A 26016-nucleotide genomic window follows, 5' to 3' on the forward strand; every position below is an offset into this window, starting at 1 on the left:
CGAAAAAACCCGCGGCCGGGCTCGGTCGCGGGGTTTTCCTTGTCAGCTATTAGCTATTCGGCTTTGCGCGATCAGAAGAATGAGCGCCGCTGCCACCAGCCCGAACGCTTGTCGGCCGGGTCGGTATCATCGGGATCGTCACCGCCTTCGTCGTCTCCGGCAGGCTCGGCGTCAGTGGCTTCGCCCGAAGCCTCCTCCGGGGCGGCCTCGGCGACGTCTTCACTCGCCTCACCATCACCCTTCGGCGCCTCGTCTGCCTCATCGGCAGGCGCGGCTTCTTCGGCAGGCGCGGCCTCTTCGGTGGCCACCACCTCGGCTCCCGCTTCAGCAGCAACGAGCTCTTCGCTCTCGGCAGCTTCTTCGCTCGAAGATTCCACCTCAGCCTCAGCCTCAGCCTCACCTTCAGTCACGTCGCTTGACGTTTCCGCAGCAGCTTCCACCACCGGCGCCTCGTCGGGCTCGCCCGCGTCGTCCGCAGACGCATCCTCGCTGCCCGTTTCAGCTTCGTCAGCACTCTCGGCGGCCGGGGCCTCGTCCGTTTCGGCTTCCGCCTCCGTCACTTCGTCATCCACCGGGGCTTCAGCGGAGGTTTCCGCTGCAACGCTTTCGTCGCCCTCGGCCTCGGCCTCGCCTTCGCTCTCCTCGCCGGCTTCACCCTCGGCACTCGCCTCAGCACCATCGCCGTCCTTGCGGCTGCGGCGACTGCGGCGACCGCCACGGCGACCGCGACGGCGGCGCTTCTTCGGCTCGCCGTCTTCGCCTTCGTCGTCGCCGTTTTCGCTCGCGGCGTCGGCGGCCTCAGCAGCTTCGGCGCCATCTTCGTCAGTGTCCTGACTTGCCGTATCACGCGCGTTGTCGCTGTCGGACGTGCGCCGCGGACGGCGGCGGCGGCGGCGACGGCTCGAGCTCGGTTCGCTCTGCTCGGCCTTTTCCTCGTCGCTCTCGCTCGTCTCCTCGACAACCGCGTCGAGGTCGTCGAGATCGTCCATGGTCACCGGCATCATGGCTCGCGCCACGACCTTTTCCGCCCGGTCGATCGGATCGCCGCGCTCAAGCACGTAATGCTGACCGTTGATCGCTTCGTCGGCCTCGATCGTGATCGTCAGGCCGAAGCGTTCCTCGATCTCGGAGAGATGTGCGCGCTTCTGATTGAGGATATAGAGCGCAACCGCGCCCCGCGTGCGAACGGTCAGATGGTGGCTGACGCCCCGCATCAGATGATCCTCGAGCGCGCGCAGCACATGCAGTGCCACCGACTCGGTCGAGCGCACGGTGCCCGAACCGCGGCAGTGCGGACAGACCTCGGAGGAGCTCTCCAGAACGCCGGTACGAATACGCTGCCGCGACATTTCGAGCAGACCGAAATGGGAGATCCGGCCAACCTGGATGCGCGCCCGGTCGGACTTCAGACAATCCTTCATCCGACGCTCGACGGACCGGTTGTTCTTCTTCTCCTCCATATCGATGAAGTCGATGACGATCAGGCCGGCAAGGTCACGCAGACGGAGCTGGCGGGCGACCTCTTCGGCCGCCTCCAGATTGGTCGCAAGCGCGGTGTCCTCAATCGAGTGTTCGCGCGTCGAACGCCCCGAGTTGACGTCGATCGCGACCAGCGCTTCGGTCTGGTTGATGACGATGTAGCCGCCGGACTTCAGCGTCACCTGCGGGCTGAACATCGCATCGAGCTGCGGCTCCACCCCGAACCGGGTGAACAGCGGCGTCGCGTCCTTGTAGGGCTGCACGTTCTTGGCATGGCTCGGCATCAGCATGCGCATGAAGCCTTTGGCCTCACGGTAGCCGTCATCACCCGCAACCAGCACCTCGTCGATATCGCGATTGTAGAGATCGCGTATCGAACGCTTGATGAGACTGCCCTCCTCATAGACCAGCGTCGGCGCCGACGACTCCAGCGTCAGTTCCCGCACGGTCTCCCAGAGACGCAGCAGATATTCGAAGTCGCGCTTGATCTCGGCCTTGGTGCGGCTTGCACCGGCCGTGCGCAGGATCACGCCCATGCCTTCGGGCACCGAAAGCTCCGACGCCGCCTGCTTCAGACGCTTGCGATCGGTCGGGTTGGTGATCTTGCGGCTGATCCCGCCGCCACGCGCCGTGTTCGGCATAAGCACCGAATAGCGGCCGGCGAGCGACAGATAGGTGGTCAGCGCCGCACCCTTGTTGCCGCGCTCTTCCTTGACGACCTGAACCAGCAGGATCTGCCGGCGGCGGATCACTTCCTGGATCTTGTACTGGCGGCGCAGTCGCGGGCCGCGCCGCGGCAGCTCCTCCAGTGCATCCTCGGCGCCGACCGACTCGACCTGATCGTCACCGTTGCCGTTGTCGTCGCCGTGATCGTCGTCATCTCCGGCATCGTCGGCATTGTCTTCACCAGCGGCGGCGCCGGCATCCTCGACCTTGTCCATCTCGGCATCGGCGGCCTGCGCCTCGACGTCATCGTCATGATCGGTCGCTTCCGCATCGGCAATCGCCTGCTCTTCGTCGAGCAGTGCCTGCCGGTCTGCGACCGGAATCTGATAGTAATCCGGATGGATTTCACTGAAGGCGAGGAACCCGTGCCGGTTGCCGCCGTAATCGACGAACGCCGCCTGAAGCGACGGCTCGACCCGCGTTACCTTGGCAAGGTAGATGTTTCCCCGCAATTGCTTGCGGGCTGCGGCCTCGAAGTCGAACTCCTCGACCCGATTTCCGCGAACCACCACGACCCGGGTCTCTTCCGGGTGGGCGGCATCGATAAGCATTTTGTTGGCCATGTGGCGAAAGCTCCACGGCTGTCCGGCGGAGTGGACCGCTCAATGAGCTTTCCCGTCCTTCCAGGCCCGACGCCGTTGTTCTGATGAAGGAAAGAGGGACGCAGAGAGTCGTGGCCGCGCGACACCGCGCCGCCAAGGCGGCTTGTGTGCGGTTCGCGTTTGTCCTGTGTGAGACGGTATTTCGTCTCGGGAATAGCCAGCGTTCTCATACCCTCAGTATGCGAATTGTCGCGCCGAAAACCGGCGTCTGTTCAAAAAGGCCGACCGCAATGCTCCCATTCGCGGTCATCAACCGGTCGGATCGCCACACTCCTCGGAACACGCCATCACGGCGGCCCCGCATCGCGGGCTGTCCAAAAGCCTTACCGGACTTCGAAAGACCGTCAGTCAGAGAACCGCATCATGCGTTCGCGCCCGGCACGCCATTCGCACCGGATAACCGCGCACGCCTTATTCCCTGAAGCTCACGGGGAGCAATCGACCGGAAAAGGAATCCCGTACTCTGTATTTACGAGCGCGCAGACACATTGGCAAGGCTTTGATGCGCAAACCGGAAATCGGAATATTGCGAAAGCCGGATTTCCGCCAACCGCTCACGCAAAGGTGAGTGGAAAGGAAACGCCCGCACTATTTTTGCGCAAGCGTCGCCGAAACCCGCAACCGCACATAGTCCGCCGTCCAATTGCCGGACACATCGCGCAGGCTCGGCGCGAGCAGCTCCACAACCGCATCGAGAACCGCCTGGCGTTCGACGCCGAACTGGTCGAAAAACGGCGCCCGAAATACCTCAAGCCACGCCGCCATCCCGGTCGGCAACGGCGTCGGACGCGGGATCAGCGCGATCCGCTCGACCGAAAAGCCTTTTTCTTCGAGCAGCGCCGCGTATTCGTCAGGGGTCGGGAAAAACCAGGGATCGGCGAGCGTCGCATCGCCACCGAAGCGTTGTGCGGCGGCCCGCATCGCGGTGACGATTGCCGCAACATTGCCGTGGCCACCGAATTCGGCAACGAACCGCCCGCCCGGCTTGAGGGCCCGCGCGACACCGGCCACGACCTTTTCGGGCTGCGTCATCCAATGCAAAGCCGCGTTGGAAAACACCGCATCGAACTCTCTGTCGAAAGAAAGCGCGTGCCCATCGCCACAGGTGACCGCAAGCCCGCGCGCCCGTGCCGCCTCGACGAAATCCGGGCTCGCATCGATACCCGCCACGTCGGCGCCCGCCTCGACGAGACGTTCGGTCAGCGAGCCATCGCCGCAACCGAGATCGAGAACGCGTTCGCCCGACTTCGGCGCCAGCCATTCGAGAACGGCGGATCCAAGCACGGAAACGAAGCCCGCATCCCTGTTGTAGGAATCGGGCGACCAGGATTGAGATGAGTTCATGTCTTTCTCAACGCCCCGCGCCGCAGGACGTTCTTGCGGTAACCGGTACGCCGGTCAGGCGCCCGGCGACCAGGCGTCGTAGTCGCCCGACACGGTCGGACGATTGTCGCCGGAAAGGATCGAACCGCGCGGCCGATAGGCGCCGGGCGTTCCGGTCAGGTTCGGCTGATGGGCTTTTTCCCACTCGCGCGGCTTGTAGTCTTCATCGACCGGAGCAACGTCGACCCGGTGATGCATCCAGCCATGCCAGCCCGGCGGGATCGCACTCGCTTCGGCGACACCATTGTAGATGACCCAGCGGCGCTCACCGAACGGCGGAATGTTCTCGTTCTTGTAATAGCGGTTGCCGAACTCGTCTTCGCCGACGAAGGTCCCCTTGCGCCACGTGAAGAAGCGCGTGCCAAGGGTCTGGCCGTTCCACCATGTGAAGATTTGCAGAAGAAGGTTTTTCATATCCCTCGGGACTCCGGCTGAACGCGCCGGACTATGCCCCTTAGGCCGCCCCTTGTCCAGTCTGCGACACCTGCCGGCAACGGCGGACCACATCGGCGAAATCGCTCGTCGGCGCTCGCGGCCGCACAGGTGCGAAAGTCGGTGCACGCGCCGGCGGCGGTTCGACGGTTTCGGGCTCAATATCCGCCGGCTGCTCAGGCTCCTCTGCCACCATCGGCAAGGGCTCGGGCATGGGCGCCGGGATATCGCCATCCTCGCGTTCGGGGTCGGATATGATCGTGTCGACCTCGACCTGGAATTCCTCGGCGAGCTTGTCCATGTGGCGATGGTAGGCACGCGCGCGTTCCGCCGTCTGCCAGCGTTCGCGGTCCTGATCGAGTTTGCGCTCGACGCCGTCGACATGGATGCTGCCCTCTTCGTCCGACAGCATGATGCGATCGTCTTCCAGCAGCCACTGAATGCACTGTTGCAGGCGCGCTGGTGCCAGCGGTTTCACCAGCAGATGCTGAGCGCCGCCGCGCAGGGTCTTTTCCACAAGCTCACGCGTCGCATGCGCGGTGACGAAAATGACCGGCACGAAGCTGAGCGGCTGCATGTGTTGCTGGCGGATCGTGCGCAGCAAGCCGTAACCGGACACCTGACCGAGTCGGTAATCGGTGATGATCAGATTCGGCGGATCCTGAATCATCGCCTGCAGGGCGGATTCGGCCGAGTCGTAGACACGGATGCGCGTCGGGCGCATGGGCGCCAGAATCGAGCGCATAACCGTCTGCATCGGCTTCGAATCCTCGACCACGACGATGTCGAGGTCCTGAGTCGAAAGGCCGTAGGCCAAATGGTGCGTCATCGTAACCCGCTTCCCCGTTTCAGCTTTTTCAGGCGGAAACTCCTGAGCCGATACCGTCTCACAGGCGAACTAAGCCCAATTGAAAAAAACCGGTCTAATTGTAGCTATCGCGGAAAAAAGCCCGCCCGGCGCCTCGCCCGGTAAACTTCCGGCAAGGCCACAACGGCATTCCATCCCCGCTTTCCACAACCCGTACACAAGATTTAGCCGGCATTATTTTTCGGGACACTACTGCTTGACGATTCCGGCCGAGTCGGACTAGCTTGGACCTCGGTCGCAGCCAACGGGCCGCGGCAACTCTCAAGAAGTTCCAAGTTCCTGTAAAGTCTAGGCTTTTCAATCCGGCGCCAAAATGGCGAAGGACCGGGAAAAGGGATTTTTTGCGCGCTGCCGTGTCATCAAAAGCGTTGCGCCGGCCCGGCGGTTAACACTATATATAGTATTTACTGCCAGGGTCGGCATACAAGATAGACGGGCCTGAGTCGAAGGTCCGCTGCCCGCGAATGCGGCCGAGGCGAGTTCAAACAGATGAAACCAGGAGCCGGTTTTCGATAACCGGAGCGGGCTTGTGCGCCCGCACGATGGATTATTGGGGGTTATTTGATGCGGATCGAGCGGCGCTACACCACGAAAGGCCGGTCACCTTATGCGGATATCGAATTCCGCTCGGCAACGAGTGAAATTCGCAATCCCGACGGGTCGATCGTCTTTCGGCTCGACGACATTGAAGTACCGGCGGCGTGGTCGCAGGTAGCCAGCGACATTCTGGCTCAGAAGTACTTCCGCAAGGCCGGCGTGCCGGCGCATCTGGCCTGCTTCGAGGAATCGACGGTTCCCTCCTGGCTGTGGCGCTCGATCCCCGACGAGAACAAGCTCGCCGAGCTTGGTGACGACGACCGCATGACCGGCGAACGCTCCGCCAAGCAGGTTTTCGACCGTCTCGCCGGCACCTGGACCTACTGGGGCTGGAAGGGCGGCTATTTCGACGGTGAGGAAGACGCCCGCGCCTTCTTCGACGAGTTGCGCTTCATGCTCGCCACCCAGAAGATCGCCCCCAACTCGCCGCAATGGTTTAACACCGGCCTGCACTGGGCCTATGGCATCGACGGCCCGAGCCAGGGCCATCACTATGTCGACTTCCGGACCGGCGAACTGGTCGCCTCGGAATCGGCCTACGAACATCCGCAGCCGCATGCCTGCTTCATCCAGTCGGTCGGCGACGACCTCGTCAATGACGGCGGCATCATGGATCTGTGGACCCGTGAGGCCCGCCTGTTCAAATACGGTTCGGGCACCGGCTCCAACTTCTCCCGCCTGCGCGGCGAAGGCGAACCGCTGTCGGGCGGCGGTCGCTCCTCCGGTCTGATGAGCTTCCTCAAGATCGGCGACCGCGCCGCCGGCGCCATCAAATCGGGCGGCACCACCCGCCGCGCCGCCAAAATGGTCGTCGTCGACGTCGATCACCCCGACATCGAGACCTATGTGAACTGGAAGGTGAAGGAAGAGCAGAAGGTCGCGGCCCTCGTCACCGGCTCGAAAATCTGCGCCAAGCACCTCACCGCCATTATGCGCGCCTGCGTCAATTGCCAGGGCTCGGGCAACGACTGCTTCGATCCGCACAAGAACCCGGCGCTGAAGCGCGAGATCCGCGCTGCCAAGAAGGCGCTGGTGCCGGAAAACTACATCCGTCGCGTCATCCAGTTCGCCAAGCAGGGTTACACCCAGATCGAGTTCCCGACATACGACACCGACTGGGATTCGGAAGCCTATCTGACGGTTTCGGGCCAGAACTCGAACAACTCGGTGCGCGTCACCGACGGCTTCCTCGAAGCGGTCGAGGCCGACGGCGACTGGGATCTGATGCAGCGCACCACCAACAAGGTGCACAAGACCATCAAGGCGCGCGAGCTGTGGGAACAGATCGGCTACGCCGCATGGGCCTCGGCCGATCCGGGTATCCAGTTCCACACCACCATCAACGACTGGCACACCTGCCCGGCGGCCGGTGAGATCCAGGCCTCCAACCCGTGCTCGGAATACATGTTCCTTGACGACACGGCCTGTAACCTCGCCTCGCTCAACCTGATGCAGTTCCGCGACCAGTCGAAGCGCTTCGACGTCGTCTCCTTCGAGCATGCCGTGCGGCTGTGGACCGTCGTCCTCGAAATCTCGGTGCTGATGGCGCAGTTCCCGTCCAAACGCATCGCCGAACTCTCCTATGAGTACCGCACGCTTGGCCTCGGTTACGCCAATATCGGCGGCCTCTTGATGTCGTCGGGCCTGCCTTACGACTCCGAGGAAGGCCGCGCGCTGGCCGGTGCCATCACTGCCCTGATGACCGGTGTGTCCTACGCCACCAGTGCCGAAATGGCCGGTGAGCTCGGCACCTTCCCGGGCTACGCCCCGAACAGCGACTCGATGCTGCGGGTTATCCGCAACCATCGCCGCGCCGCGCATGGCGTGGCCGAAGGCTACGAAGAGCTGTCGACCGACCCGGTGCCGCTCGACCACGGCGCCTGCCCGGATGGGCGGATCGTCGAGGCGGCCTGCCACGCCTGGGATCGCGCGCTCGAACTGGGCGAAGAGCATGGCTACCGCAACGCCCAGGTCTCGGTGATCGCCCCGACCGGCACCATCGGCCTGGTGATGGATTGCGACACCACTGGCATCGAACCGGACTTCGCGCTGGTGAAGTTCAAGAAGCTCGCCGGCGGCGGCTACTTCAAGATCATCAACCGCGCGGTTCCCGAGGCTCTCGGCTCGCTCGGCTATGATGAAGCCCAGATCCGCGCCATCGTCGACTACGCGGTCGGCCGCGGCACGCTGAAGGACGCCCCCGGCATCAACCACCAGACGCTGACGGCGAAAGGCTTCACCGGCGACGCGCTCGACAAGGTCGAGAAGGCGCTCGGCTCGGCCTTCGACATCAAGTTCGTCTTCAACAAGTGGACGCTCGGCGAGGAGTTCTGCACCAAGACGCTGGAAGTCCCGGCCGAAAAGATGACGGATCCGGGCTTCGACATCCTCAGCCATCTCGGCTTCTCAAAGAGCGAGATCGACGCTGCGAACGTCTATTGCTGCGGAGCCATGACGCTTGAGGGCGCGCCTCAGCTCAAGGACGAGCATCTCCCCGTCTTCGACTGCGCCAACCCGTGCGGCCGTATCGGCAAGCGCTACCTCTCGGTGGAAAGCCACATCCGCATGATGGCCGCGGCACAGCCGTTCATCTCGGGCGCCATTTCCAAGACCATCAACATGGCCAACGACGCCACGGTCGAGGATTGCATGAACGCCTACGAGCTGTCCTGGCGGCTCGCGCTGAAGGCCAACGCACTCTACCGCGACGGCTCCAAGCTCTCGCAGCCGCTCAACTCGCAGTTGCTGGCCGACGACGAGGACGATGCGGAAGACGCGGCCGAAGCGTTGCTCGCCGAATCCGCCAATGGCCGCGCAGCAGCCGTTGCCGAACGCATCGTCGAGCGCATCATCGAACGTCACGTGCGCGATCGCGAAAAGCTGCCCGACCGCCGCAAGGGCTACACCCAGAAGGCCATCGTTGGCGGCCACAAGGTCTACCTGCGCACCGGCGAATACAATGACGGCCGCCTCGGCGAGATCTTCATCGACATGCACAAGGAAGGCGCGGCCTTCCGCTCGCTGATGAACAACTTCGCCATCGCCGTCTCGCTCGGCCTGCAGTACGGCGTGCCGCTCGACGAATATGTCGATGCCTTCACCTTCACCCGCTTCGAGCCGGCGGGTCTGGTTCAGGGCAACGAGGCGATCAAGAACGCGACGTCGATCCTCGACTATGTGTTCCGCGAACTGGCCGTCTCCTACCTCGCCCGCCACGACCTCGCCCATGTCGACCCCAACGACATCGGCAACACCGCGATGGGCTCCGGCGTCATCGAGGGCAAGCCCGCCGAACACGTCGTCTCGAAGGGTCTGGTGCGCGGCCGCACCGAGCGCTTCCGCGTGCTCACCGGCGAGCCGAAGGGTGAAGCCGGCGCCGGCGCCAAGGCCTCCGGCAACACGGTGACGACGCTTGCCAAGGGAACCGTCGTGTCCGCCACCGGCGGCAACACGGCAACCGCCTTCAAGCGCGACATCGATGCCGACGAAGCGCTTGATCCGGCACCGGCGATCGACACCCCGCCCGAGGGTGAAACCAGGGTATCGCCGGATGTCGCCGACCGCGTCGCGCTGGCCCGCCTGAAGGGCTACGAGGGCGAGGCCTGCGGCGAATGCGGCAACTTCACCATGGTGCGCAACGGGACCTGCCTGAAGTGCGACACCTGCGGTTCGACGAGCGGCTGCTCCTGATCGTGGAAGGTGGACGGGGGTACCCTTTCCCCCGTTGCAGGAAAGCAGCAAACTCTGTCCGGGCGCTTCGGCGCCCGGATTCGTTTTTGGCGCCAGGCGGATAGTTGCCTCAACTTCTCCCGACACCGGGGCCGCGCGCCTGACGCGCTTTTAGCGAGCACAATGCGCCAAACGCCGGTGGCGAACTGGACCATCCCCAACGGTTGACCTAAGCTGAGCCGTATCGACCGGCGATTGCCGATGCCGACGCCGGCGAGCATGGGGAGTTTGTTCGAATGCAACCGTTTCACCATTGGCGGACCGCACTGTCCATCGCCGCATGCCTCGCCTTCACGGCACCGGCCGCGGCGGCCGACATCGTCGTCGGCGTCCCTTCCTGGCCGTCCGCGCAGGTAACGGCAAACGTGATAGCCTCCGTCATCAAAACCGATCTCGGCGTCGAGACGGAACTCGTCGACCGCGGCACCATGGGCATTCTCTCAGGGATGGCGACCGGCGAGACCCATATCCATCCCGAAGTCTGGTTCCCCAACCACAAGCAGGCGGTCGAGCGGTTCAACGCCAAGTCCAATTCTATCCGGGTCAGCCCGCAGGGCGTCGCCGCGACTCAGAACCTGTGCGTCACCGAAGCGACCGCACAAAACACCGGCATCACAAACGTCGCCGATCTTGCCAACCCGAAGATCGCAGCACAATTCGACACCGACGGCGACGGCAAGGGCGAAATGTGGATTGGCGATCAGGGCTGGTCATCGACCAATATCGAGCGGGTTCGCGCCAGGAGCTACGGCTACGACAAGACGATGACGCTGCTGGTCGAGAAGGAAGAGGTGGCGATGGCGGCCGTCGATGTCGCCGTGTCGCTCGAGCAGCCGATCGTCTTCTACTGCTACAGCCCGCATCACGTCTTTGACCTGCACAAGATCCGCAAGCTCGCCGAACCGGCGCACGATCCGGCGACATGGACCATCGTCGCGCCGGCAGCGGACAGCGACTGGCTGGCCAAATCGAAAGCCGAAACCGCGTGGGATCTCTCCCATTTCCACATTGCCTACGCAGCTTTGCTCGACGCCGAGCACCCCAAGGTCGCGGGTTTCCTGCGCCGCATCACTCTGGAGCCCGAGGACGCCGCAGCGATGAGCTATGCCGTTCAGGTCGAACGCAAGACACCCGCCGACGCAGCCGCAGAATGGATCGCTGCCAACCGGAACCGCATCGAGGAGTGGGTACGATGAACCTCTTCCGCCGCAATCGGCCGCAAAACGACAATCGGACCACACAAACGGCTGCACGGCACGGCACCACGGCGCGCCGCGGTATCGCCTGGGCGCTGGTCGCACTGACCATTGTTGCCGGCACAGGCGTCGCCTTTGCACAGGCCTTCCGCTCCGAGATCTTCGACCCGCAGACGCGCAAATGGGTCAAGTACGACGTCCGCAAGGCCAAGTCCTATTACAAGATGAACGGCGGCGTTCCCGAGGATTTCAAGCGCCAGCTTGTGACCTTCCGTACGGCGGAGAAACCCGGCACCATCATCATCGATGGCAACCGTCATTTCCTCTATCTCGTGCAGCCCGGCTTCAAGGCGATCCGCTATGGCATCGGCGTCGGCAAGGAGGGCTTCGGCTGGGCCGGCATCGTCAAGATCGGCCGCAAGGCGGAATGGCCGACCTGGACGCCGCCCGCCGAGATGATCGAACGCAGCCCGTTCGCCGCCAAGTACAAGGACGGCATGCCGGGCGGCCCGGACAACCCGCTCGGACCCCGCGCGATGTATCTCTACGAAGGCAATACGGACACGATCTACCGCATTCACGGCACGACCGAGCCGTGGTCGATCGGCCTCAACATTTCATCCGGCTGCATCCGCTTGAACAATGACGACATCGTCGACCTGTTCGACCGGGTCGAGGTCGGCGCAAAGGTGGTGGTGCTGATGCAGGGCGCCGCGCTTTACCGGGGAATCTGATCGGGGTGCCGGACAGGCCCCACAGGGAGGACAGTGTGATGCGTTTTGGACGGGGTGGCGTTTTCTTTTCGGCGCTTGTCGGCATGAGCGTTCTGGCGTTCGGCGGGTGCTCGTCGTCGGGCGGGATTCGCGCGCCGGACAAGCCGACGGTACGCGCCAGCGGACAGACCGCGCCGGCGGACCTGCAGCTCTTGTGTGCATCCGAGGCAGCCACACGCCTTGGCGTCGACAGTACCAAGGTCCTGCCGGTCAGCTCCGGCGTCGCCGAGGCCGGCATCTACCACGTTGACCTCAATGTCGGAGACGGCCAGGCCCGCTGCCTGATCGACCAGAACGGCGCCGTGCAATCCGTCGAGCGCGTCGAAGCCAGCGCCGAGGAACAGCCGCCGGCAACACCGAGCTGATCGTCGGAGTTTTCTGCGAAAAAAATCACGGCGACGACGCTGCGTCCGCGTGGCGTCGCAGCGAGTCTATTCGTCCTCGTTGATGATCATGGCGATCAGCCACTCGCCGTGCTCATGAATGAGATGGTAGTGGCAGGTGAAGACGAAGACCGGCTCGCCCTCGCCGTCGAACTGGCGCCAGTCGAGGGTGACGAGCGCCGTCGGGCCGGAAACGTGGCTCTTCACCACGGCATATTCCGAGCTGACGACCTCTTCCTTGTCGAGCGCGGCGAGCAGGGCGTCGATATTCTCCGCCAGATCCTCTTCGTCGTCGAAGACGTAGCCCTTGTCGAACTGCCAGATGGTGGCCGGAAAGGTAAAGCAATCGATGATCGCTTCGGGATCGAAGTCATTGAACCCGGCGCAGTAGTCGTCGAACAGCGCCGTCAGCGCCTCCCCGGTGTCGCTTCCCGTGTCGCTTCCCCGCTCGGCTTTTGCGGTTTTCTTGCTGGCTTTGCTGTCAGACATCGCGCTGCTCCCTGCCCTGACATTGCCGGCCACACTTTGCGCTCTGCGCGCCGCGCCCCGACTCGGGACGACAGCATTTCCGGCAAGACATATTGGGCGAGCGACCGCCCGACGTCCACGGACAAAGTTCTTACGCGACACAACATTTCGTCGACAGCCCGGCTCGAGGACAATCGCGGCTCGCGCACCACCCTGACGTCCACTAGGCTCACACAGTATTTCGCAGAATCACCCCGGAGCAGCGCCCGTGCCGCAATCCCGTTCCAATCTGCATCTCTGGCTGTTCGGCGCAGCGCTGATCGCCGCGACCGCGCTGACGCTCTACGCCATGGGGCGCACCCCGATCTGCACCTGCGGCACGATCAAGCTGTGGCATGGCGAGGTGTTCAGTTCGGAAAACTCCCAGCACCTGACCGACTGGTACACGCCCTCCCATGTCATCCACGGGATGCTGTTCTATTTCGGCCTCTGGCTGGTCGCCCGCCGTGTACCGGTCGGCTACCGGGCGCTCGCGGCAATCGTCATCGAGGCGGCCTGGGAGATCTTCGAAAACACCGATTTCATCATCAACCGCTACCGCGAAGCGACGATTGCGCTCGACTATTTCGGCGACAGCGTCATCAATTCGGTCAGCGACGTGATCGCCATGCTGGTCGGCTTTGCCATTGCCTGGCGCGCGCCCGTCTGGCTGACGGTGACGCTCGCAATCGCCGCCGAACTGATTGTCGGCGCCGTCATCCGCGACAACCTCACCCTCAATGTGCTGATGCTGTTGTGGCCGATCGAGGCGGTGAAGGCCTGGCAGACCGGCGGTTAGCTCTTGGCCGCCTCGTCATCGTCGTCGGTATCGTCGGCCCCATCATCGATATCATCGACCAGAGTGCCGTCCGCCATCGCCGCGGCCTTCTTGTGCCAGGAGCGCCAGGCAAAGGGCAGCGTCGCCAGATAGCCAAAGACGACAAGCGCAAGCGAAGCGAACGGGTAGCTGATCACCACGCCGACCACCACCACGATGGCGACGAGGATCGGCAACACATGCTCGCGCTGGATCCGCGCGCCGATGCGCTTGCCGGAAAAGGTCGGCAGGCGGCTGACCATCATGAAGGCCACAAAAAGAATGTAACCGATCACCGGCGGAATGATCGCGACAGACTGCGGCAGCAGATCGAGGAAGTAGAGATAAACCGGCAAAAGCACGGTCAGCGCACCGGCCGGCGCCGGCATGCCGACGAAGAAATCCGCGTGCCAGGACGGTTTGCCCGGATCGTCGCGCATGACGTTGAAGCGCGCCAGCCGAAGACCGGTCGAAATCGCAAAGACGAGCACGGCGATCCAGCCGAGCGAGCCAGCTTCCTGCAGACCCCAGGTGTAGAGAATGATCGCTGGCGCAACGCCGAAATTGACGAAGTCGGCGAGCGAATCCAGTTCCGCGCCGAACTCCGAGGTGCCCTTCAACATCCGTGCGAGCCGCCCGTCGACGCCGTCGAGGACGCCGGCGACGAGAATGGCGACGATCGCCAGCTCGAACCGGGTTTCCAGCGCCAGCCGGATCGCCGTCAGCCCCGAGCAGAGCGCCAGCAGCGTCACCAGATTGGGCAGGATGATGCGCAACGGGAGCCGGTTGAACCGGCGCTGGCGCCGGCTGGTGCCGCTCTTGCGCTCGCCCGGTTCAAAGGGGGGAAATAACGGCTCCACGGCAGCGCCCTCAGCTTTCGCGCGTCGCCGCAGGCGCAGCGCGGGCACCGCTGAGGTCGGCGATTTCGGTCTCGCCGGCAAGCGCCCGCTGGCCTTCCGCGACCAGCGCCGTCGCACCTTCGGGCAGATAAATGTCGAGCCGTGAGCCGAACCGGATCAGGCCGAAGCGCTGGCCGATCTCGACGTTCTCGCCCTCGCGCACGAAGGAAACGATGCGGCGCGCGACGAGCCCCGCAATTTGCACCACGCCGATGCGCGCGCCCTCATCCGTCTCGATGATCAGGCTGTTGCGCTCGTTGTCCTCACTCGCCTTGTCGAGGTCGGCATTGAGGAAAATGCCCGGCTTGTAGGCGATCCGCGCCAGCCGGCCCGAGATCGGCGCGCGGTTCACATGCACGTCGAACACGCTCATGAAGATCGAGATGCGCTGCATCGGCTCGTCCGAAAGGCCGAGCTCCGGCGGCGGCGTGAACTGCCCGATCTTCGATACGCGGCCATCGGCCGGACTGACCAGTATGCCCGGATGCACCGCCGTCACGCGCCGCGGATCGCGGAAGAAGAAGGCGATGAAGCCGGTCAGGAACAGGAAGATCCAGAACAGCGGGGTGAAAAACCAGCCGAGAAACAGCGCCGCGGCCGCCGCGATCGCAATGAACGGGCGCCCTTCGCGATGAACCGGCGCGAGGGACTTGGTGATCGTGTCGTACAGAGAACTCATATCTTCCGCCTGAAACGGGGCTGCCCATTACCGAAAAGCCGGCAGTTCCAGCACCCAGTCTTTTCCATATTGGCGCACCGCGCCGTTTCGCCACCCCAGCAGCGATCATCGCCTGCCGAGGTTTGGCACAGACCACCCGCCTTGTGAAGCCGTCAAAGGAGCGCGTTGCGCCCGCTCATACGGTCTCGCCCACGCCGTCGGATTGCGGCGTGGCGATCGGAACCCCCTCGCCACCTTCCTCTTCGAGCGCGGCGCGCAGGATTTCTTCCGCCCGTGTCGCCTCGCGCTGGCGTTCCCACATCGAAGCGTAAAGCCCCGCCTTTTCGAGCAGTGCCGCATGGGTGCCGCGCTCGACGATACGACCCGCCTCGAGCACGAGAATCTCGTCCGCCGCCACCACCGTCGAAAGCCGGTGAGCGATGACCAGCGTCGTACGATTGCGCGACACTGTGTCGAGCGCGGTCTGGATTTCCTGCTCGGTGTGGGTGTCGAGCGCAGACGTCGCCTCATCGAGAATGAGGATCGGCGGCGCCTTCAGGATGGTGCGGGCAATCGCCACACGCTGCTTCTCGCCGCCCGACAGTTTCAGCCCGCGTTCGCCGACCTCGGTCTCGAACCCTTTCGGCAGGGTATCGATGAACGGCCCGATCTGCGCCATGCGGGCGGCCTCGGCCACCTCATCGTCGGTGGCATCGGCGCGGCCATAGCGGATGTTGTAGCGAATGGTGTCGTTGAACAGCACCGTATCCTGCGGAACCATACCGATCGCAGCGCGCAACGATTTCTGCGTCACATCGCGCAAATCGGCGCCGTCGATCGTGATCCGCCCGTCGGTCACGTCATAGAAACGGAACAGCAGCCGCGAAATCGTCGACTTGCCCGCCCCCGACGGACCGACGATGGCAACCGTCTTGCCGGCCGGCACCTCGAACGACACGTCCTTGAGGATCTCCCGGTCCGGATCGTAATGGAACGAGACATTCTCGAAGCGGATCACACCTGCATCCACCGTCAGGGTGTGTGCATTCGGCTTGTCGGCAACCTCGGCCGGCACGTCGAGCAGGTCGAACATCGCCTCGATGTCAGTGAGCCCCTGCTTGATCTCGCGATAGATCGTGCCGATGAAGTTGAGCGGCTGATAGAGCTGGATCAAGAGCGCATTGATCATGACGAAGTCGCCGAGCGTCTGCGTACCGTTAATGACCGCCTGGGCCGACAGCCCCATACAGGCAACCATGGCGGCGGTGAAGATCACCGTCTGGCCGAAGTTGAGCCAGGCAAGCGACGTCCAGGTCCGCACCGCCGCGTGCTCGTAGCCCTTCATCGCACCGTCGAAACGACGGGTTTCCAGTTCCTCATTGCCGAAATATTTGACCGTCTCGAAGTTCAGCAGCGAGTCGACCGCCTTCGAATTGGCATCGGTATCGGACTCGTTCATCTGCCGGCGAATCGCGATGCGCCAGTCCGAGGTCTTCACGGTGAACCAGATGTAGAGCCAGATCATCACGCCGACGATGAGCACATAGGTCCAGTCGAACTGGTAGCCGATCACGGCCGCCATCAGCGCGAATTCCAGCATCGTCGGCAGCGTGATTAGGATGGTGAAGCGAACGATCGACTCGATGCCCTTGATGCCGCGCTCGATCACCCGCGACAGGCCGCCGGTGCGCCGCTGCAGGTGGAAGCGCAGAGACAGCGTGTGCATGTGGGCAAAGGTCTTGAACGCGAGCGAGCGCACCGCATGCTGGCCGACCTTGGCAAACAGCGCGTCGCGCACCTGATTGAGGCCGATCATCAGGATCCGGCCAACGCCATAGGCGATCACCAGCATCAGCGGCACGGTCAGGAAGGCCGGTACACCGAGCCCGCCCTCGGCCTGCGGCGCCGTCAGCGCCTCCGTCGCCCATTTGTAGGTATAGGGCACCAGAACCGTCACGACCTTGGCCACGACCAGCGCGACGATGGCGACAGCCACGCGCCCTTTCAGGTCGGACCGATCCGCCGGCCAGATATATGGCCAGAGATTGCCGATGGTGGAAAACAGCTCCCCCTCATCGGCGGAAACCCGGCGATTGGCTCCCATATGTGGGCTCATGAAATTCGCTTTCAGCTATTCTGTTTCGAAGCGGCAGGGACAGATCCCTCATCCGCTGCGGCAAGGAGGGCGGGATCGTTACAACACGCATCGGCTCCGGCCCCGCCGGAGAATGCGCCATGGCAGGAATCGAGGTCGCCCCGGATACGGTCAAGGATCACGGCAAGCTCGTCGAACGCCTGCCGCTCGATGCGGTAGCAGGATTTCACGCCTTCCGCCTTGCCCGAGATCAGCCCCGCCTCGCGAAGCACCTTGAGATGCTGCGATACGGTCGACTGTGCAAGTGCGAGCGGCCGCACCAGTTCGCCGCAACAGCAATGATCCTGCCGGGCGAGCGCACGCACAATGGCAACCCGCACCGGATGGCTCAGCGCCTTTAGCCGGAGCGCAATCGTTTCGTCATCCGGCAACAGCGGCAGGGTTTCAAGATTCATGATTTCGACTCTTCATCGTTTATCGTCGATCAACGATGAAAGCCATATGGACCAGAGTGAGGGCAAAGGCAAGGGCACCGATAGCACAGAAAAACCCATAAATTCGCTGATAGCTATTTTCTTGATGAGTTTTCCACGCTTAAGGCGTATATTTCCCCAATGAAGCAGGTCGCATACAGCCGATCGTCGTTGAAAGTGCTGCGCAAGATGCCGGCCAATGACGCAAGACGCATACGCGACAAGGTCAGGCAGTATGCGCAAGACCCGGCGAGTCTGGCGAACAATGTCAGGGCGCTGACCGGATCGCCCCATATCCGCCTGCGGGTCGGCGACTGGCGGGTCATCATGAACGACAAGGGCGACGTACTCGACATTCTCAAGATAGGCCCGCGCGGAGGTATCTATGACTGAGGTTCAGACCATCATCACCGAAGCAGGTGAGACCCTCGTGGTCCTCCCCAAGTCGACGTATGATGCGCTGGTGAACGCGGCAGATATCACCGCCGCGGACAGGACTCGCGCGGATATCGAGGCCGGACGTGATGAACTCGTGCCCGGTGATATCGTGGACCGCATTCTCGATGGCGAAAACCCGGTCCGGGTCTGGCGACAACACCGCAAGCTGAGCGCCAAAGCACTCGCCGCAGATGTCGGCATCAGCGCGGCCTATCTGTCCGAGATCGAGACCGGCAAGAAGGAGGGCAGCGTTTCGGTCCTCAAAACGATCGCCGAGCGCCTCGGCGTTGATCTCGACGACATCGTGTAGGCTCATCTCATGACCGACGACGATACGACAATACGCAACCGGCTGATTGCCCGGCGCGAGGAACTTCAGGCTCTCGCCGATAGCGCAGCCGAAGCGCGCGGCCCCGTGACGCTCGACCAGCAGAGCGTCGGCCGGCTGTCTCGCATGGACGCCATGCAGCAGCAGGCGATGGCGCAGGCAAACGACCGCGCCCGCACCGCTGAGCTTTCCCGCATCGACGCCGCCCTGCACCGCCTCGCCGAAGGTGAGTACGGTTATTGCCTCGACTGCGGCGACGAGATTGCCGAAAAGCGCCTGCAGATCGACCCGACCGCGGCGCTCTGTATCGCCTGCGCCGCCTCGCGGGAAAAATAATGCCGTCCGCTGTCCCTGACAAAGCGCGGCACGAGAATCCAATTCTCCACAAATCGAAGAATTGCGGCGTACGATATACGCCCGAGCCAATTCATCGCGCTCCCGACAATCAAATCCCTCTGCGCCGGTCCCTGGGACTTCTGTCCTCAAGAATTTGTGATCGCCTTGATTCGTTTTCGTAACCCCTTCATTCTAGAAGCTATTCCGGGGGTCACGGAGCAACTCTGCCGAAACGGTCGACATTGCGGAATGTCGACCAGAAATGAGCAACGTTTCGGTGGGACGGATCACGACGACTTTGGTCGTCTTCCAGAGCAGGGCTGGAGGCTTTTATGAAATCTATCGCGTTCCTGATCGCCGCATTGATGCTGGTCATCGCGGCGCCCGAACGGGCATTCGCCGGCGTCGTCGCCAAGATCGACATCTCGAGCCAGAAAATGTCGGTCATCGTCAACGGTCGCCACACCTATTCCTGGAAGGTGTCGACCGCGCGCCGCGGCTATCGCACCCCAAAGGGCACGTTCCGCCCCAAGGTGCTGCGCCGCATGCACTATTCCCGCAAGTATCACAACTCGCCGATGCCGCACTCGATCTTCTTCCTCGGCGGCTACGCGATCCACGGCACCAACGCCATCAAGTCGCTCGGACGTCCGGCCTCGCATGGCTGCATCCGACTGCATCCGGCCAACGCCAAGCAGCTCTTCAACCTCGTGAAGCGTTACGGCAAGGGCGGCACCCGCATCGTCATTCATCACTGATCGACGGCACACGATTTCAGAAACGACAACGGGCGCGGCCGGCAAGGCAGCGTCCGTTTTCTTTTGTCCCGCGCGAAGGAAACGCTCAGGCCTTTTTCAGGCCGAGCTCCTCCAGCGCATCGCAGACGAAGTCGACCCGGTCGTTGCCCCAGAAGATTTCCTCGCCGATGAGGAAGGACGGCACACCGAACACATTGGCCTCTTTCGCCTGCGCGGAATGTTCATCGAGGATCGCCAGGTAGGCCGGATCGTCGACCACCGCGGCAAGTTCGTCCGGGTCGAGGCCGATCTTGACCGCGACCGCCTTCAGCACGTCGGTCTCACCGATGTCCTGCCCCTCGGCCCATTCGGCATGCATCACTTCCATGATGTAGGGCCGCAGCAGGCCCTTCTTTTCGGCCAGCAGCGAACCGGCACCTGCCCGCGTCGGATCCGTCGTCACAGGCGGCGGGTTGAACGCAATGCCGAGCTTCTTGGCAAACCGCCGCACATCCTGGCGCACCGCCTTGACCTTGATCTTGAATCGCTCCGGGTCGGACCGCCCGGTCCAGCCGCCAAACGGCCGCCAGACGAGCCGCGCCTCGTAGTCGTCGAAGATGCGCCACAGCGTCTTGCTGGCAAGGTAGCAGTACGGGCTGCGGAAATTGAAAAACAGGATGACGTCCTGCGGTTCGGCCATGACAAACCTCAGTTTCTAGCGGCGGAAGAGCCACGGGCGCAGCAGCCGGGTGACGCGTGGCATCACCAGATAGGTGAGCAGCCCAACCTGCAACACGACGATGATGAAGGTGCGCACCAGCGACGGCAGATCGGAGATCAGCGGAGCAAGCGCCCAGTTGAGCCCGACCAGAATGAGATAGACGACGACGACGAGAACGAGCGCCATCTTGTGCTGAGAGGGCGCGGCCGCCGCCGGCACTTCCGGCAGGTCGAACCAGAATTCGAGCCCCGTCACCCGCTTGACCGAGCTGTCGCCCTCGACGATATCGGCAAGCCGCTCGACCCATTCGGCCCGCTCGCGGGATTCTTCCCAGACCCGGCAATGCTCGTAGCTGTCGAAGCGGTAGATGATGACATAGTCGCCGCGCGTTGCCGCGCTCGGCCGCAACACGGCAACCGAGAGGTGGCCAGGAAACTGCGCCGCCGTCTGCGAAATCCCCGACACCCAGGCTTCGTACTCGGCCTCGTGCCCGGCCTGGACACGACGCGCGATCGACACCGTGACGGGACCGTCCGCCTGCCCGGCATCGCCGTTCAGCACTTCCGTTTCCGTGTTGCTGCCATCGCTCATGTTCGTGCCCGAGTCCTGGGAGGACGCCGCTTGGGAGGATGCGACGACGCTGTTTCGCATTGGCCGCGGACGTTACTCCGCGACCGTGATGGACACCTTGCCAAGGGTCTGGAACGTGGCATCAACGGTGGCCCCGACGCTGAGCGGATGGGCCGCCGTGGCGCCGCCCGCGAGCACGATCATGCCAGGCTCGAGCACCAGCCCGTCGCGCGCGACGAGTTTGGCGGCTGCCACCAGCGAACGCACCGGATTGCCGAGGATCGCGGCCGTCGAGCCGATCTGAACCGGCATACCGTTCTCGCTCAGCACGATGCCGAGATTGTCGATGCGGGTTTCCCGCGGGAACCAGTCGCCGACGATAACGCCCGACGACGAGGAATTGTCCGCGACGACGTCCGGCAGCGTGAACTTGAAGTTCTGATAGCGGGAATCGATGATCTCGATCGCCGGAGCAACCGCTTCGACCGCCGCCATCGCTTCCATCGCCGTGACCAGACCCGAAAGCGGCTTGCCGATCAGGAAGGCGATCTCCGGTTCAGCGCGCGGATGGACGTAGGAACCACGGCTCAGCGTGGCGCCCTCTTCCAGCAGCATACGGTCGGTCAGCCGGCCCCAGATCACCTCGTCGACGCCGACCTGCACCATCTTGGCGCGGCTGGTCAGCCCCATCTTGACGCCGATCAGCTTTTCGCCGCGGGCAAGCCGACGGTCGATCGACGCCTTCTGGATGCGATAGGCATCATGGACGAACATGTCCGGATGTTTTTCGGTGATCTGCGGAATGGCGGTTGCCGACATCGCCGCGTCGTCGACGAATTTCCCGAGTTCTGCAACGTCGATCATTGGGCTGCCTCCCCGGCACGCTGGTTCTGAATGTCGAGCGCCACGTCGACGATCATGTCTTCCTGACCGCCGACCATCTTGCGCTTGCCGAGCTCGACGAGAATGTCACGCACGTCTATGCCATAATCGGCCGCGGCCTTTTCCGAATGGCGCAGGAACGACGAGTAGACACCGGCATAGCCAAGCGTCAGCGTCTCGCGGTCGACCCGAACCGGACGATCCTGCAGCGGACGGATCAGCTCTTCGGCCGCATCCATCAGCTTGTAGAGATCGCAGCCGTGTTCCCAGCCATAGGTGTCGCAGGTGGCAATGAACACTTCGAGCGGGCAGTTGCCGGCGCCGGCGCCCATGCCGGCGAGCGAGGCATCGACCCGGATCGCGCCGTTCTGCACCGCGACGATGGAGTTGGCGACGCCAAGCGACAGATTGTGGTGGGCGTGAATGCCGCGCTCGGTTTCCGGCCGCAGCACCGCGTCATAGGCGGCGAAGCGGTCGGCAACGCCGTCCATGGTCAGCGCGCCGCCGGAGTCGGTGACGTAGACGCAATGGGCGCCATAGTCTTCCATCATCTTCGCCTGCTCAGCGAGCTTTTCCGGCGTCGTCATGTGGCTCATCATCAGGAAGCCGGCGACATCCATACCGAGGTCGCGGGCAGCCTGGATGTGCTGCTTCGAAACATCCGCCTCGGTGCAATGCGTCGCAACGCGCACCGAGGACACGCCGAGCCCGTGCGCCCGCTTCAGGTCTTCCACCGTGCCGATCCCCGGCAAGAGCAGCGTCGCGACCTTGGCGTTCTTCACCGTCGTCGCCACCGCCTCGATCCACTTCCAGTCGGTGGTCGCGCCGAAGCCGTAGTTGAAGGTCGACCCGGTCAGGCCGTCGCCATGGGCGATTTCGATCGAGTCCACATGGGCCTCGTCGAGCGCCTTGGCGATCGCCCGCACATGGTCGAGCGAGTACTGATGGCGGATCGCATGCATGCCGTCACGCAGCGTGACGTCCTGCAGAAAGAGCTTGCGAGCCGGTTGAAAATGTTCGCCGCCGGTCATGCCGCGTCCCTCCAGTTACGCTTCTCGACCAGCCGTTCGGCGGTCTTCATCGCCGCGCTGGTCATGATGTCGAGATTGCCGGCATAGGCCGGCAGGTAATGCGCCGCGCCCTCGACCTCGAGGAACACGGTGGTTTTCAGGCCGGTGAACTCACGGTCCATTTCCGGGATGAACAGCGGCTTGTTGTTGCCGAAACGCTCGAACTGCACCGCCTGCTTCAGCCGGTAGCCCGGCACGTAGCTCTGCACTTCCGCCACCATCTCCTCGATCGACTTGCGGATCGCGTCCTGGTCGGCGTCGTCGGTCAGGCAATAGACCGTGTCGCGCATGATCAGCGGCGGCTCCGCCGGGTTGAGGATGATGATCGCCTTGCCGCGCGTTGCGCCGCCGACCGCCTCGATGGCGTGGCTGGTCGTCTCGGTGAACTCATCGATATTGGCGCGTGTGCCCGGCCCCGCCGAGCGCGACGAGATCGAGGCGACGATCTCGCCGTAATGCACCTTGGAGACGCGGTTGATCGCGGCAACCATCGGGATGGTCGCCTGACCACCGCAGGTCACCATGTTGACGTTGGCTTCGCTGAGATTGGCGTCGAGATTGACCGGCGGCACGGTGAACGGGCCGATCGCGGCCGGCGTCAGATCGATGACCTGCTTGCCGTCGGCCTGCAGCACCTCGTTGTGCTTGTGATGAGCACCGGCGCTCGTCGCGTCGAAGACGATGCGGATATCCTTGTAGCAATCGAGCTTGGTCAGCCCGTCGATGCCTTCATGGGTGGTGGCAACGCCGAGACGGGCGGCGCGCGCCAGACCATCGGAGGCCGGATCGATACCGACCATCGCCGCCATTTCGAGCGACTTCGACAGGCGCATGATCTTGATCATCAGATCGGTGCCGATATTGCCGGAACCGATGATCGCGCATTTGATCTTGGACATAGAGGTCTTTCCAGTCGTGTCGGGGCGTTCAGACAAGAACGGCCCCAAATCTTGGGAGGAGAAATCACTCGGCGGCGAAGATCGCCCGGACCGAGCCGAGCCCTTCGATGCGCGCCTCGAACACGTCGCCGGGGGCAGCCGCGACCATCGGGCCGAGTGCGCCCGACAGCACCACGTCGCCGGCCATCAGCGGCCGACCGGCCTTGACCATCGCGCGGGCGAGCCACAGCGTCGAGGAGATCGGCGAGCCGAGGCAGGCAGCGCCCGCACCGACCGACACCGGTTCGCCGCGCCGTTCCATCACCATGCCGCACAGCCGCGGATCGAACTCGCCGAGCGCGCGCGGCTCATGGCCGAGCACGAACAGACCGGACGAGCCGTTGTCGGCGATGGTATCGGTGATGCGGATATCCCAGTTGGCGATACGCGAGCCGACCACCTCGATCGCCGCCACCGCGTAGTCAATGGACGACAGGACATCGGCGATAGTGAGCTGATCGTCGTCGAGATCGGCACCGATGACGAAGGCGATCTCGGCCTCCGCCTTCGGCTGCATGATGCCGGCGAGCGGGATCGCCTCGCCTTCCGGCACATCCATGTCGGCAAACAGCATGCCGTAATCCGGCTGGCTGACGCCGAGCTGCTTCTGCACGGCGCGGCTGGTCAGGCCGATCTTGCGGCCGACGAGACGGGTCCCGCCTTCGATCCGTGCCGCCGTGTTGAGTTCCTGCACCGCATAGGCCGCGTCGAGATCGGTCTCGCCGATCAGGTCGCGCACCGGATCGCAGGGTGTGCCGGAGGCTTCCGCGTTACGCAGACGCAATGCGGCCTGCTCGATAGTGGACGTATCGATAGACATAGTTGGCCCCTAGAGCTTGATGCAGACGTTCGACGTCTCGGTGTAGAATTCGAGGCTGTGGACGCCACCCTCGCGGCCGATGCCGGAATGGCCGGAACCGCCGAACGGCGTGCGCAGGTCGCGCAGGAACCACGAGTTGATCCACAGGATGCCGACATTGAGCTTCGGCGCGATGCGGTGGGCGCGGGTCAGGTTTTCCGTCCAAAGCGCACCGGCAAGGCCGTAGACCGTGTCATTGGCGAGATTGACCGCCTCTTCCTCGGTGTCGAACGGCATGACGTGGCAGCACGGGCCGAAGATTTCCTCGCGCAGGATCGGCGTATCCTGGGTGAGGCCCGTCCAGATGGTCGGCTCGATCCATGCACCGTTGTTGAGTTCGTCGCTGCCCATATCCGGCACGCCGCCGCCGATAACGACATTGGCGCCGAGTTCGGCCGCGAGCTTGTAGTAGCCGCGCACCTTCTCGCGATGCTCCATGCTGATCAGCGGACCCATATTGGTCTCGGGATCCTCCGGCACGCCGAGCTTCATGACCTCGACGCCCTCTTTCAGCTTGGCGACGAATTCATCGAAGATCGGCCGCTGCACGTAGACGCGCTCGGTGCCGAGGCAAACCTGGCCGCAATTGGCGAATGCCGAGCGCAGCGTGCCCTCGATCGCCTTTTCCATGTCGCAGTCGGCAAACACGATCGCCGGGTTCTTGCCGCCCAGTTCGAACGACACATCGCGCACGCCCTTGGCGGCTTCGCGCATGATCGCCTCGCCGGTGCGCGTCTCACCGGTGAAGGTGATCGCGTCAACGAGCGGATGCTGGGTAAGGAACTGGCCGGCGGAATCCGGTCCGAAGCCGTGGATGACGTTGTAGACGCCCTGCGGGATGCCGACCTCGTTCATGACTTCACCCAAGAGCGTCGCCGTCGACGGGGTCTCTTCCGACGGCTTGACGACAACCGTGTTGCCGCAGGCAAGCGCCGGGCCGACCTTCCAGGTCATCAGCAGAAGCGGCAGGTTCCACGGGCAGATGACGCCGATGACGCCCTTCGGGCGGCGCAGCGCGTAGTTGATCGCGCCGGTGCCGTCCGGCGTCGGCATGGTGAAGAATTCCGAGCCGACATTCTTGATGATGTCGGCGAAGATCTTGAAGTTCGCGGCGCCACGCGGAATGTCGATATGCGACGCCAGCGAGCGCGGCTTGCCGGTGTCGGCGCATTCGGCTTCGAGGAAGTCCTCGAACCGTTTGTTGATGCCGTCAACAAGCCCGTAGAGCAGATCGACCCGCTCCTGGATGTTGATGCGGCCCCACGGACCCGACAGCGCATCGTGCGCGGCACGCACCGCGGCATCGACATCCGCCTTGCCGGCTTCATGCACGAGGCCGAGCAGCCGGCCATCGGTCGGCGAGCGGTTTTCAAAGGTCTTGCCGGACGAGCCGACGGTGAATTCACCGCCGATGAAGTTGAGACGATCGACGGTAGCCGTACCGCTCGATGCCTTGACGACCTGCAGGGTCATATTGGATCTCCTCCAAACGGAATTGTCTGGCCGGCTCGTCACCGGTC

General features: G+C 63.5%; 25 protein-coding genes. 9 read left to right on the forward strand and 16 right to left on the reverse strand.

From position 1 onward, the window contains the following. Positions 1 to 71: 71 nt before the first annotated feature. From C0606_12885 to C0606_12900, 4 genes are all read right to left on the reverse strand, one after another. Entirely contained in the window at positions 72 to 2768 is a 2697-nt protein-coding gene (locus tag C0606_12885; protein PLX36713.1) for a ribonuclease E/G, read from the reverse strand. Positions 2769 to 3395: 627 nt separating this feature from the next. Beyond that, positions 3396 to 4151, reverse strand: coding sequence for an SAM-dependent methyltransferase (locus tag C0606_12890; GenBank protein ID PLX36714.1), 756 nt, complete (start codon positions 4149 to 4151; stop codon positions 3396 to 3398). A 54-nt stretch (positions 4152 to 4205) separates the two neighbouring features. Next, the gene (locus C0606_12895) at positions 4206 to 4604 is read right to left on the reverse strand and encodes an NADH:ubiquinone oxidoreductase subunit NDUFA12 (protein ID PLX36715.1); all 399 of its coding nucleotides are present in this window, start codon (positions 4602 to 4604) and stop codon (positions 4206 to 4208) included. 40 nt (positions 4605 to 4644) lie between these two features. Then, on the reverse strand, positions 4645 to 5451 hold the full coding sequence (locus C0606_12900) for a response regulator (GenBank protein ID PLX36716.1): 807 nt from the start codon (positions 5449 to 5451) through the stop codon (positions 4645 to 4647). A 603-nt stretch (positions 5452 to 6054) separates the two neighbouring features. Here C0606_12900 and C0606_12905 point away from each other — a divergent pair. The 4 genes from C0606_12905 to C0606_12920 all read left to right on the forward strand — a co-directional run bounded on the left by C0606_12905 (position 6055) and on the right by C0606_12920 (position 12150). After that, positions 6055 to 9777, forward strand: a complete 3723-nt coding sequence (locus tag C0606_12905) for a ribonucleoside-diphosphate reductase, adenosylcobalamin-dependent (GenBank protein ID PLX36717.1) — start codon at positions 6055 to 6057, stop codon at positions 9775 to 9777. Between the two features lie 275 nt (positions 9778 to 10052). Then, positions 10053 to 11012: an amino acid-binding protein gene (locus C0606_12910; protein ID PLX36718.1), complete on the forward strand. Its 960-nt coding sequence runs from the start codon at positions 10053 to 10055 to the stop codon at positions 11010 to 11012. Then, on the forward strand, positions 11009 to 11746 hold the full coding sequence (locus C0606_12915) for a L,D-transpeptidase (GenBank protein PLX36719.1): 738 nt from the start codon (positions 11009 to 11011) through the stop codon (positions 11744 to 11746). Before C0606_12910 ends, C0606_12915 begins: the two co-directional genes overlap by 4 nt. Before the next feature lie 38 nt (positions 11747 to 11784). Further along, positions 11785 to 12150, forward strand: coding sequence for a hypothetical protein (locus C0606_12920; protein ID PLX36720.1), 366 nt, complete (start codon positions 11785 to 11787; stop codon positions 12148 to 12150). A gap of 66 nt (positions 12151 to 12216) precedes the next feature. Here the strand turns inward: C0606_12920 and C0606_12925 are convergent, their stop codons facing one another. Beyond that, the gene (locus C0606_12925; protein PLX36925.1) at positions 12217 to 12579 is read right to left on the reverse strand and encodes a hypothetical protein; all 363 of its coding nucleotides are present in this window, start codon (positions 12577 to 12579) and stop codon (positions 12217 to 12219) included. A gap of 325 nt (positions 12580 to 12904) precedes the next feature. Between C0606_12925 and C0606_12930 the strand changes: the two genes are divergently transcribed. Then, positions 12905 to 13474 carry a hypothetical protein gene (locus C0606_12930; protein PLX36721.1) on the forward strand — a complete coding sequence of 190 codons (570 nt, stop codon included), beginning with the start codon at positions 12905 to 12907 and terminating at the stop codon, positions 13472 to 13474. Here the strand turns inward: C0606_12930 and C0606_12935 are convergent. The 4 genes from C0606_12935 to C0606_12950 all read right to left on the reverse strand — a co-directional run bounded on the left by C0606_12935 (position 13471) and on the right by C0606_12950 (position 17599). Continuing rightward, entirely contained in the window at positions 13471 to 14352 is an 882-nt protein-coding gene (locus tag C0606_12935) for a CDP-diacylglycerol--serine O-phosphatidyltransferase (GenBank protein PLX36926.1), read from the reverse strand. The two genes, C0606_12930 and C0606_12935, sit on opposite strands and share 4 nt — an antisense overlap. A 10-nt stretch (positions 14353 to 14362) precedes the next feature. Next, positions 14363 to 15070: a phosphatidylserine decarboxylase family protein gene (locus tag C0606_12940; protein PLX36722.1), complete on the reverse strand. Its 708-nt coding sequence runs from the start codon at positions 15068 to 15070 to the stop codon at positions 14363 to 14365. A gap of 175 nt (positions 15071 to 15245) precedes the next feature. Further along, a complete protein-coding gene (locus tag C0606_12945) occupies positions 15246 to 17165 on the reverse strand; it encodes a metal ABC transporter permease (protein ID PLX36723.1) in 1920 nt (639 codons plus the stop codon). Positions 17166 to 17176: 11 nt separating this feature from the next. After that, a complete protein-coding gene (locus C0606_12950; GenBank protein ID PLX36724.1) occupies positions 17177 to 17599 on the reverse strand; it encodes a transcriptional regulator in 423 nt (140 codons plus the stop codon). A 159-nt stretch (positions 17600 to 17758) separates the two neighbouring features. Between C0606_12950 and C0606_12955 the strand changes: the two genes are divergently transcribed. The 4 genes from C0606_12955 to C0606_12970 all read left to right on the forward strand — a co-directional run bounded on the left by C0606_12955 (position 17759) and on the right by C0606_12970 (position 19477). Further along, positions 17759 to 18010 (forward strand): cytotoxic translational repressor of toxin-antitoxin stability system, encoded by a 252-nt coding sequence (locus C0606_12955; GenBank protein ID PLX36725.1) that lies wholly within the window; start codon positions 17759 to 17761, stop codon positions 18008 to 18010. Beyond that, a complete protein-coding gene (locus tag C0606_12960; GenBank protein PLX36726.1) occupies positions 18003 to 18365 on the forward strand; it encodes a transcriptional regulator in 363 nt (120 codons plus the stop codon). Before C0606_12955 ends, C0606_12960 begins: the two co-directional genes overlap by 8 nt. Before the next feature lie 9 nt (positions 18366 to 18374). Further along, the gene (locus tag C0606_12965; protein PLX36727.1) at positions 18375 to 18719 is read left to right on the forward strand and encodes a molecular chaperone DnaK; all 345 of its coding nucleotides are present in this window, start codon (positions 18375 to 18377) and stop codon (positions 18717 to 18719) included. A 332-nt stretch (positions 18720 to 19051) separates the two neighbouring features. Further along, on the forward strand, positions 19052 to 19477 hold the full coding sequence (locus C0606_12970; GenBank protein ID PLX36728.1) for a hypothetical protein: 426 nt from the start codon (positions 19052 to 19054) through the stop codon (positions 19475 to 19477). Between the two features lie 85 nt (positions 19478 to 19562). Here C0606_12970 and C0606_12975 read toward each other — a convergent pair whose 3' ends face one another. The 7 genes from C0606_12975 to C0606_13005 form a co-directional block, all read right to left on the reverse strand. Beyond that, the gene (locus tag C0606_12975) at positions 19563 to 20156 is read right to left on the reverse strand and encodes a disulfide bond formation protein DsbA (GenBank protein ID PLX36729.1); all 594 of its coding nucleotides are present in this window, start codon (positions 20154 to 20156) and stop codon (positions 19563 to 19565) included. 15 nt (positions 20157 to 20171) lie between these two features. Further along, entirely contained in the window at positions 20172 to 20768 is a 597-nt protein-coding gene (locus C0606_12980; GenBank protein PLX36730.1) for an antibiotic biosynthesis monooxygenase, read from the reverse strand. A 72-nt stretch (positions 20769 to 20840) separates the two neighbouring features. Beyond that, positions 20841 to 21611, reverse strand: coding sequence for a 4-oxalocrotonate decarboxylase (locus C0606_12985; GenBank protein ID PLX36731.1), 771 nt, complete (start codon positions 21609 to 21611; stop codon positions 20841 to 20843). Then, the gene (gene dmpG, locus C0606_12990; protein ID PLX36732.1) at positions 21608 to 22660 is read right to left on the reverse strand and encodes a 4-hydroxy-2-oxovalerate aldolase; all 1053 of its coding nucleotides are present in this window, start codon (positions 22658 to 22660) and stop codon (positions 21608 to 21610) included. The genes C0606_12985 and dmpG overlap by 4 nt, the downstream gene beginning before the upstream one ends. Further along, the gene (locus C0606_12995; protein PLX36733.1) at positions 22657 to 23598 is read right to left on the reverse strand and encodes an acetaldehyde dehydrogenase (acetylating); all 942 of its coding nucleotides are present in this window, start codon (positions 23596 to 23598) and stop codon (positions 22657 to 22659) included. Before C0606_12995 ends, dmpG begins: the two co-directional genes overlap by 4 nt. A gap of 64 nt (positions 23599 to 23662) precedes the next feature. Beyond that, positions 23663 to 24457 carry a 2-keto-4-pentenoate hydratase gene (locus C0606_13000; GenBank protein PLX36734.1) on the reverse strand — a complete coding sequence of 265 codons (795 nt, stop codon included), beginning with the start codon at positions 24455 to 24457 and terminating at the stop codon, positions 23663 to 23665. Between the two features lie 9 nt (positions 24458 to 24466). Then, positions 24467 to 25969, reverse strand: a complete 1503-nt coding sequence (locus C0606_13005; GenBank protein ID PLX36735.1) for a 2-hydroxymuconic semialdehyde dehydrogenase — start codon at positions 25967 to 25969, stop codon at positions 24467 to 24469. Between the last annotated feature and the right edge of the window lie 47 nt (positions 25970 to 26016).

The sequence above is a fragment of the Hyphomicrobiales bacterium genome (genome assembly GCA_002869065.1).
Classification (GTDB): Bacteria; Pseudomonadota; Alphaproteobacteria; order Rhizobiales; family Rhodobiaceae; genus Rhodobium.

Coding starts and splice junctions, on each gene's coding strand:
- C0606_12885 (PLX36713.1), bottom strand. CDS start 2,768: ATGGCCAACAAAATGCTTATCGATGCCGCCCACCCGGAAGAGACCCGG.
- C0606_12890 (PLX36714.1), bottom strand. CDS start 4,151: ATGAACTCATCTCAATCCTGGTCGCCCGATTCCTACAACAGGGATGCG.
- C0606_12895 (PLX36715.1), bottom strand. CDS start 4,604: ATGAAAAACCTTCTTCTGCAAATCTTCACATGGTGGAACGGCCAGACC.
- C0606_12900 (PLX36716.1), bottom strand. CDS start 5,451: ATGACGCACCATTTGGCCTACGGCCTTTCGACTCAGGACCTCGACATC.
- C0606_12905 (PLX36717.1), top strand. CDS start 6,055: ATGCGGATCGAGCGGCGCTACACCACGAAAGGCCGGTCACCTTATGCG.
- C0606_12910 (PLX36718.1), top strand. CDS start 10,053: ATGCAACCGTTTCACCATTGGCGGACCGCACTGTCCATCGCCGCATGC.
- C0606_12915 (PLX36719.1), top strand. CDS start 11,009: ATGAACCTCTTCCGCCGCAATCGGCCGCAAAACGACAATCGGACCACA.
- C0606_12920 (PLX36720.1), top strand. CDS start 11,785: ATGCGTTTTGGACGGGGTGGCGTTTTCTTTTCGGCGCTTGTCGGCATG.
- C0606_12940 (PLX36722.1), bottom strand. CDS start 15,070: ATGAGTTCTCTGTACGACACGATCACCAAGTCCCTCGCGCCGGTTCAT.
- C0606_12945 (PLX36723.1), bottom strand. CDS start 17,165: ATGAGCCCACATATGGGAGCCAATCGCCGGGTTTCCGCCGATGAGGGG.
- C0606_12950 (PLX36724.1), bottom strand. CDS start 17,599: ATGAATCTTGAAACCCTGCCGCTGTTGCCGGATGACGAAACGATTGCG.
- C0606_12955 (PLX36725.1), top strand. CDS start 17,759: ATGAAGCAGGTCGCATACAGCCGATCGTCGTTGAAAGTGCTGCGCAAG.
- C0606_12960 (PLX36726.1), top strand. CDS start 18,003: ATGACTGAGGTTCAGACCATCATCACCGAAGCAGGTGAGACCCTCGTG.
- C0606_12965 (PLX36727.1), top strand. CDS start 18,375: ATGACCGACGACGATACGACAATACGCAACCGGCTGATTGCCCGGCGC.
- C0606_12970 (PLX36728.1), top strand. CDS start 19,052: ATGAAATCTATCGCGTTCCTGATCGCCGCATTGATGCTGGTCATCGCG.
- C0606_12975 (PLX36729.1), bottom strand. CDS start 20,156: ATGGCCGAACCGCAGGACGTCATCCTGTTTTTCAATTTCCGCAGCCCG.
- C0606_12980 (PLX36730.1), bottom strand. CDS start 20,768: ATGAGCGATGGCAGCAACACGGAAACGGAAGTGCTGAACGGCGATGCC.
- C0606_12985 (PLX36731.1), bottom strand. CDS start 21,611: ATGATCGACGTTGCAGAACTCGGGAAATTCGTCGACGACGCGGCGATG.
- dmpG (PLX36732.1), bottom strand. CDS start 22,660: ATGACCGGCGGCGAACATTTTCAACCGGCTCGCAAGCTCTTTCTGCAG.
- C0606_12995 (PLX36733.1), bottom strand. CDS start 23,598: ATGTCCAAGATCAAATGCGCGATCATCGGTTCCGGCAATATCGGCACC.
- C0606_13000 (PLX36734.1), bottom strand. CDS start 24,457: ATGTCTATCGATACGTCCACTATCGAGCAGGCCGCATTGCGTCTGCGT.
- C0606_13005 (PLX36735.1), bottom strand. CDS start 25,969: ATGACCCTGCAGGTCGTCAAGGCATCGAGCGGTACGGCTACCGTCGAT.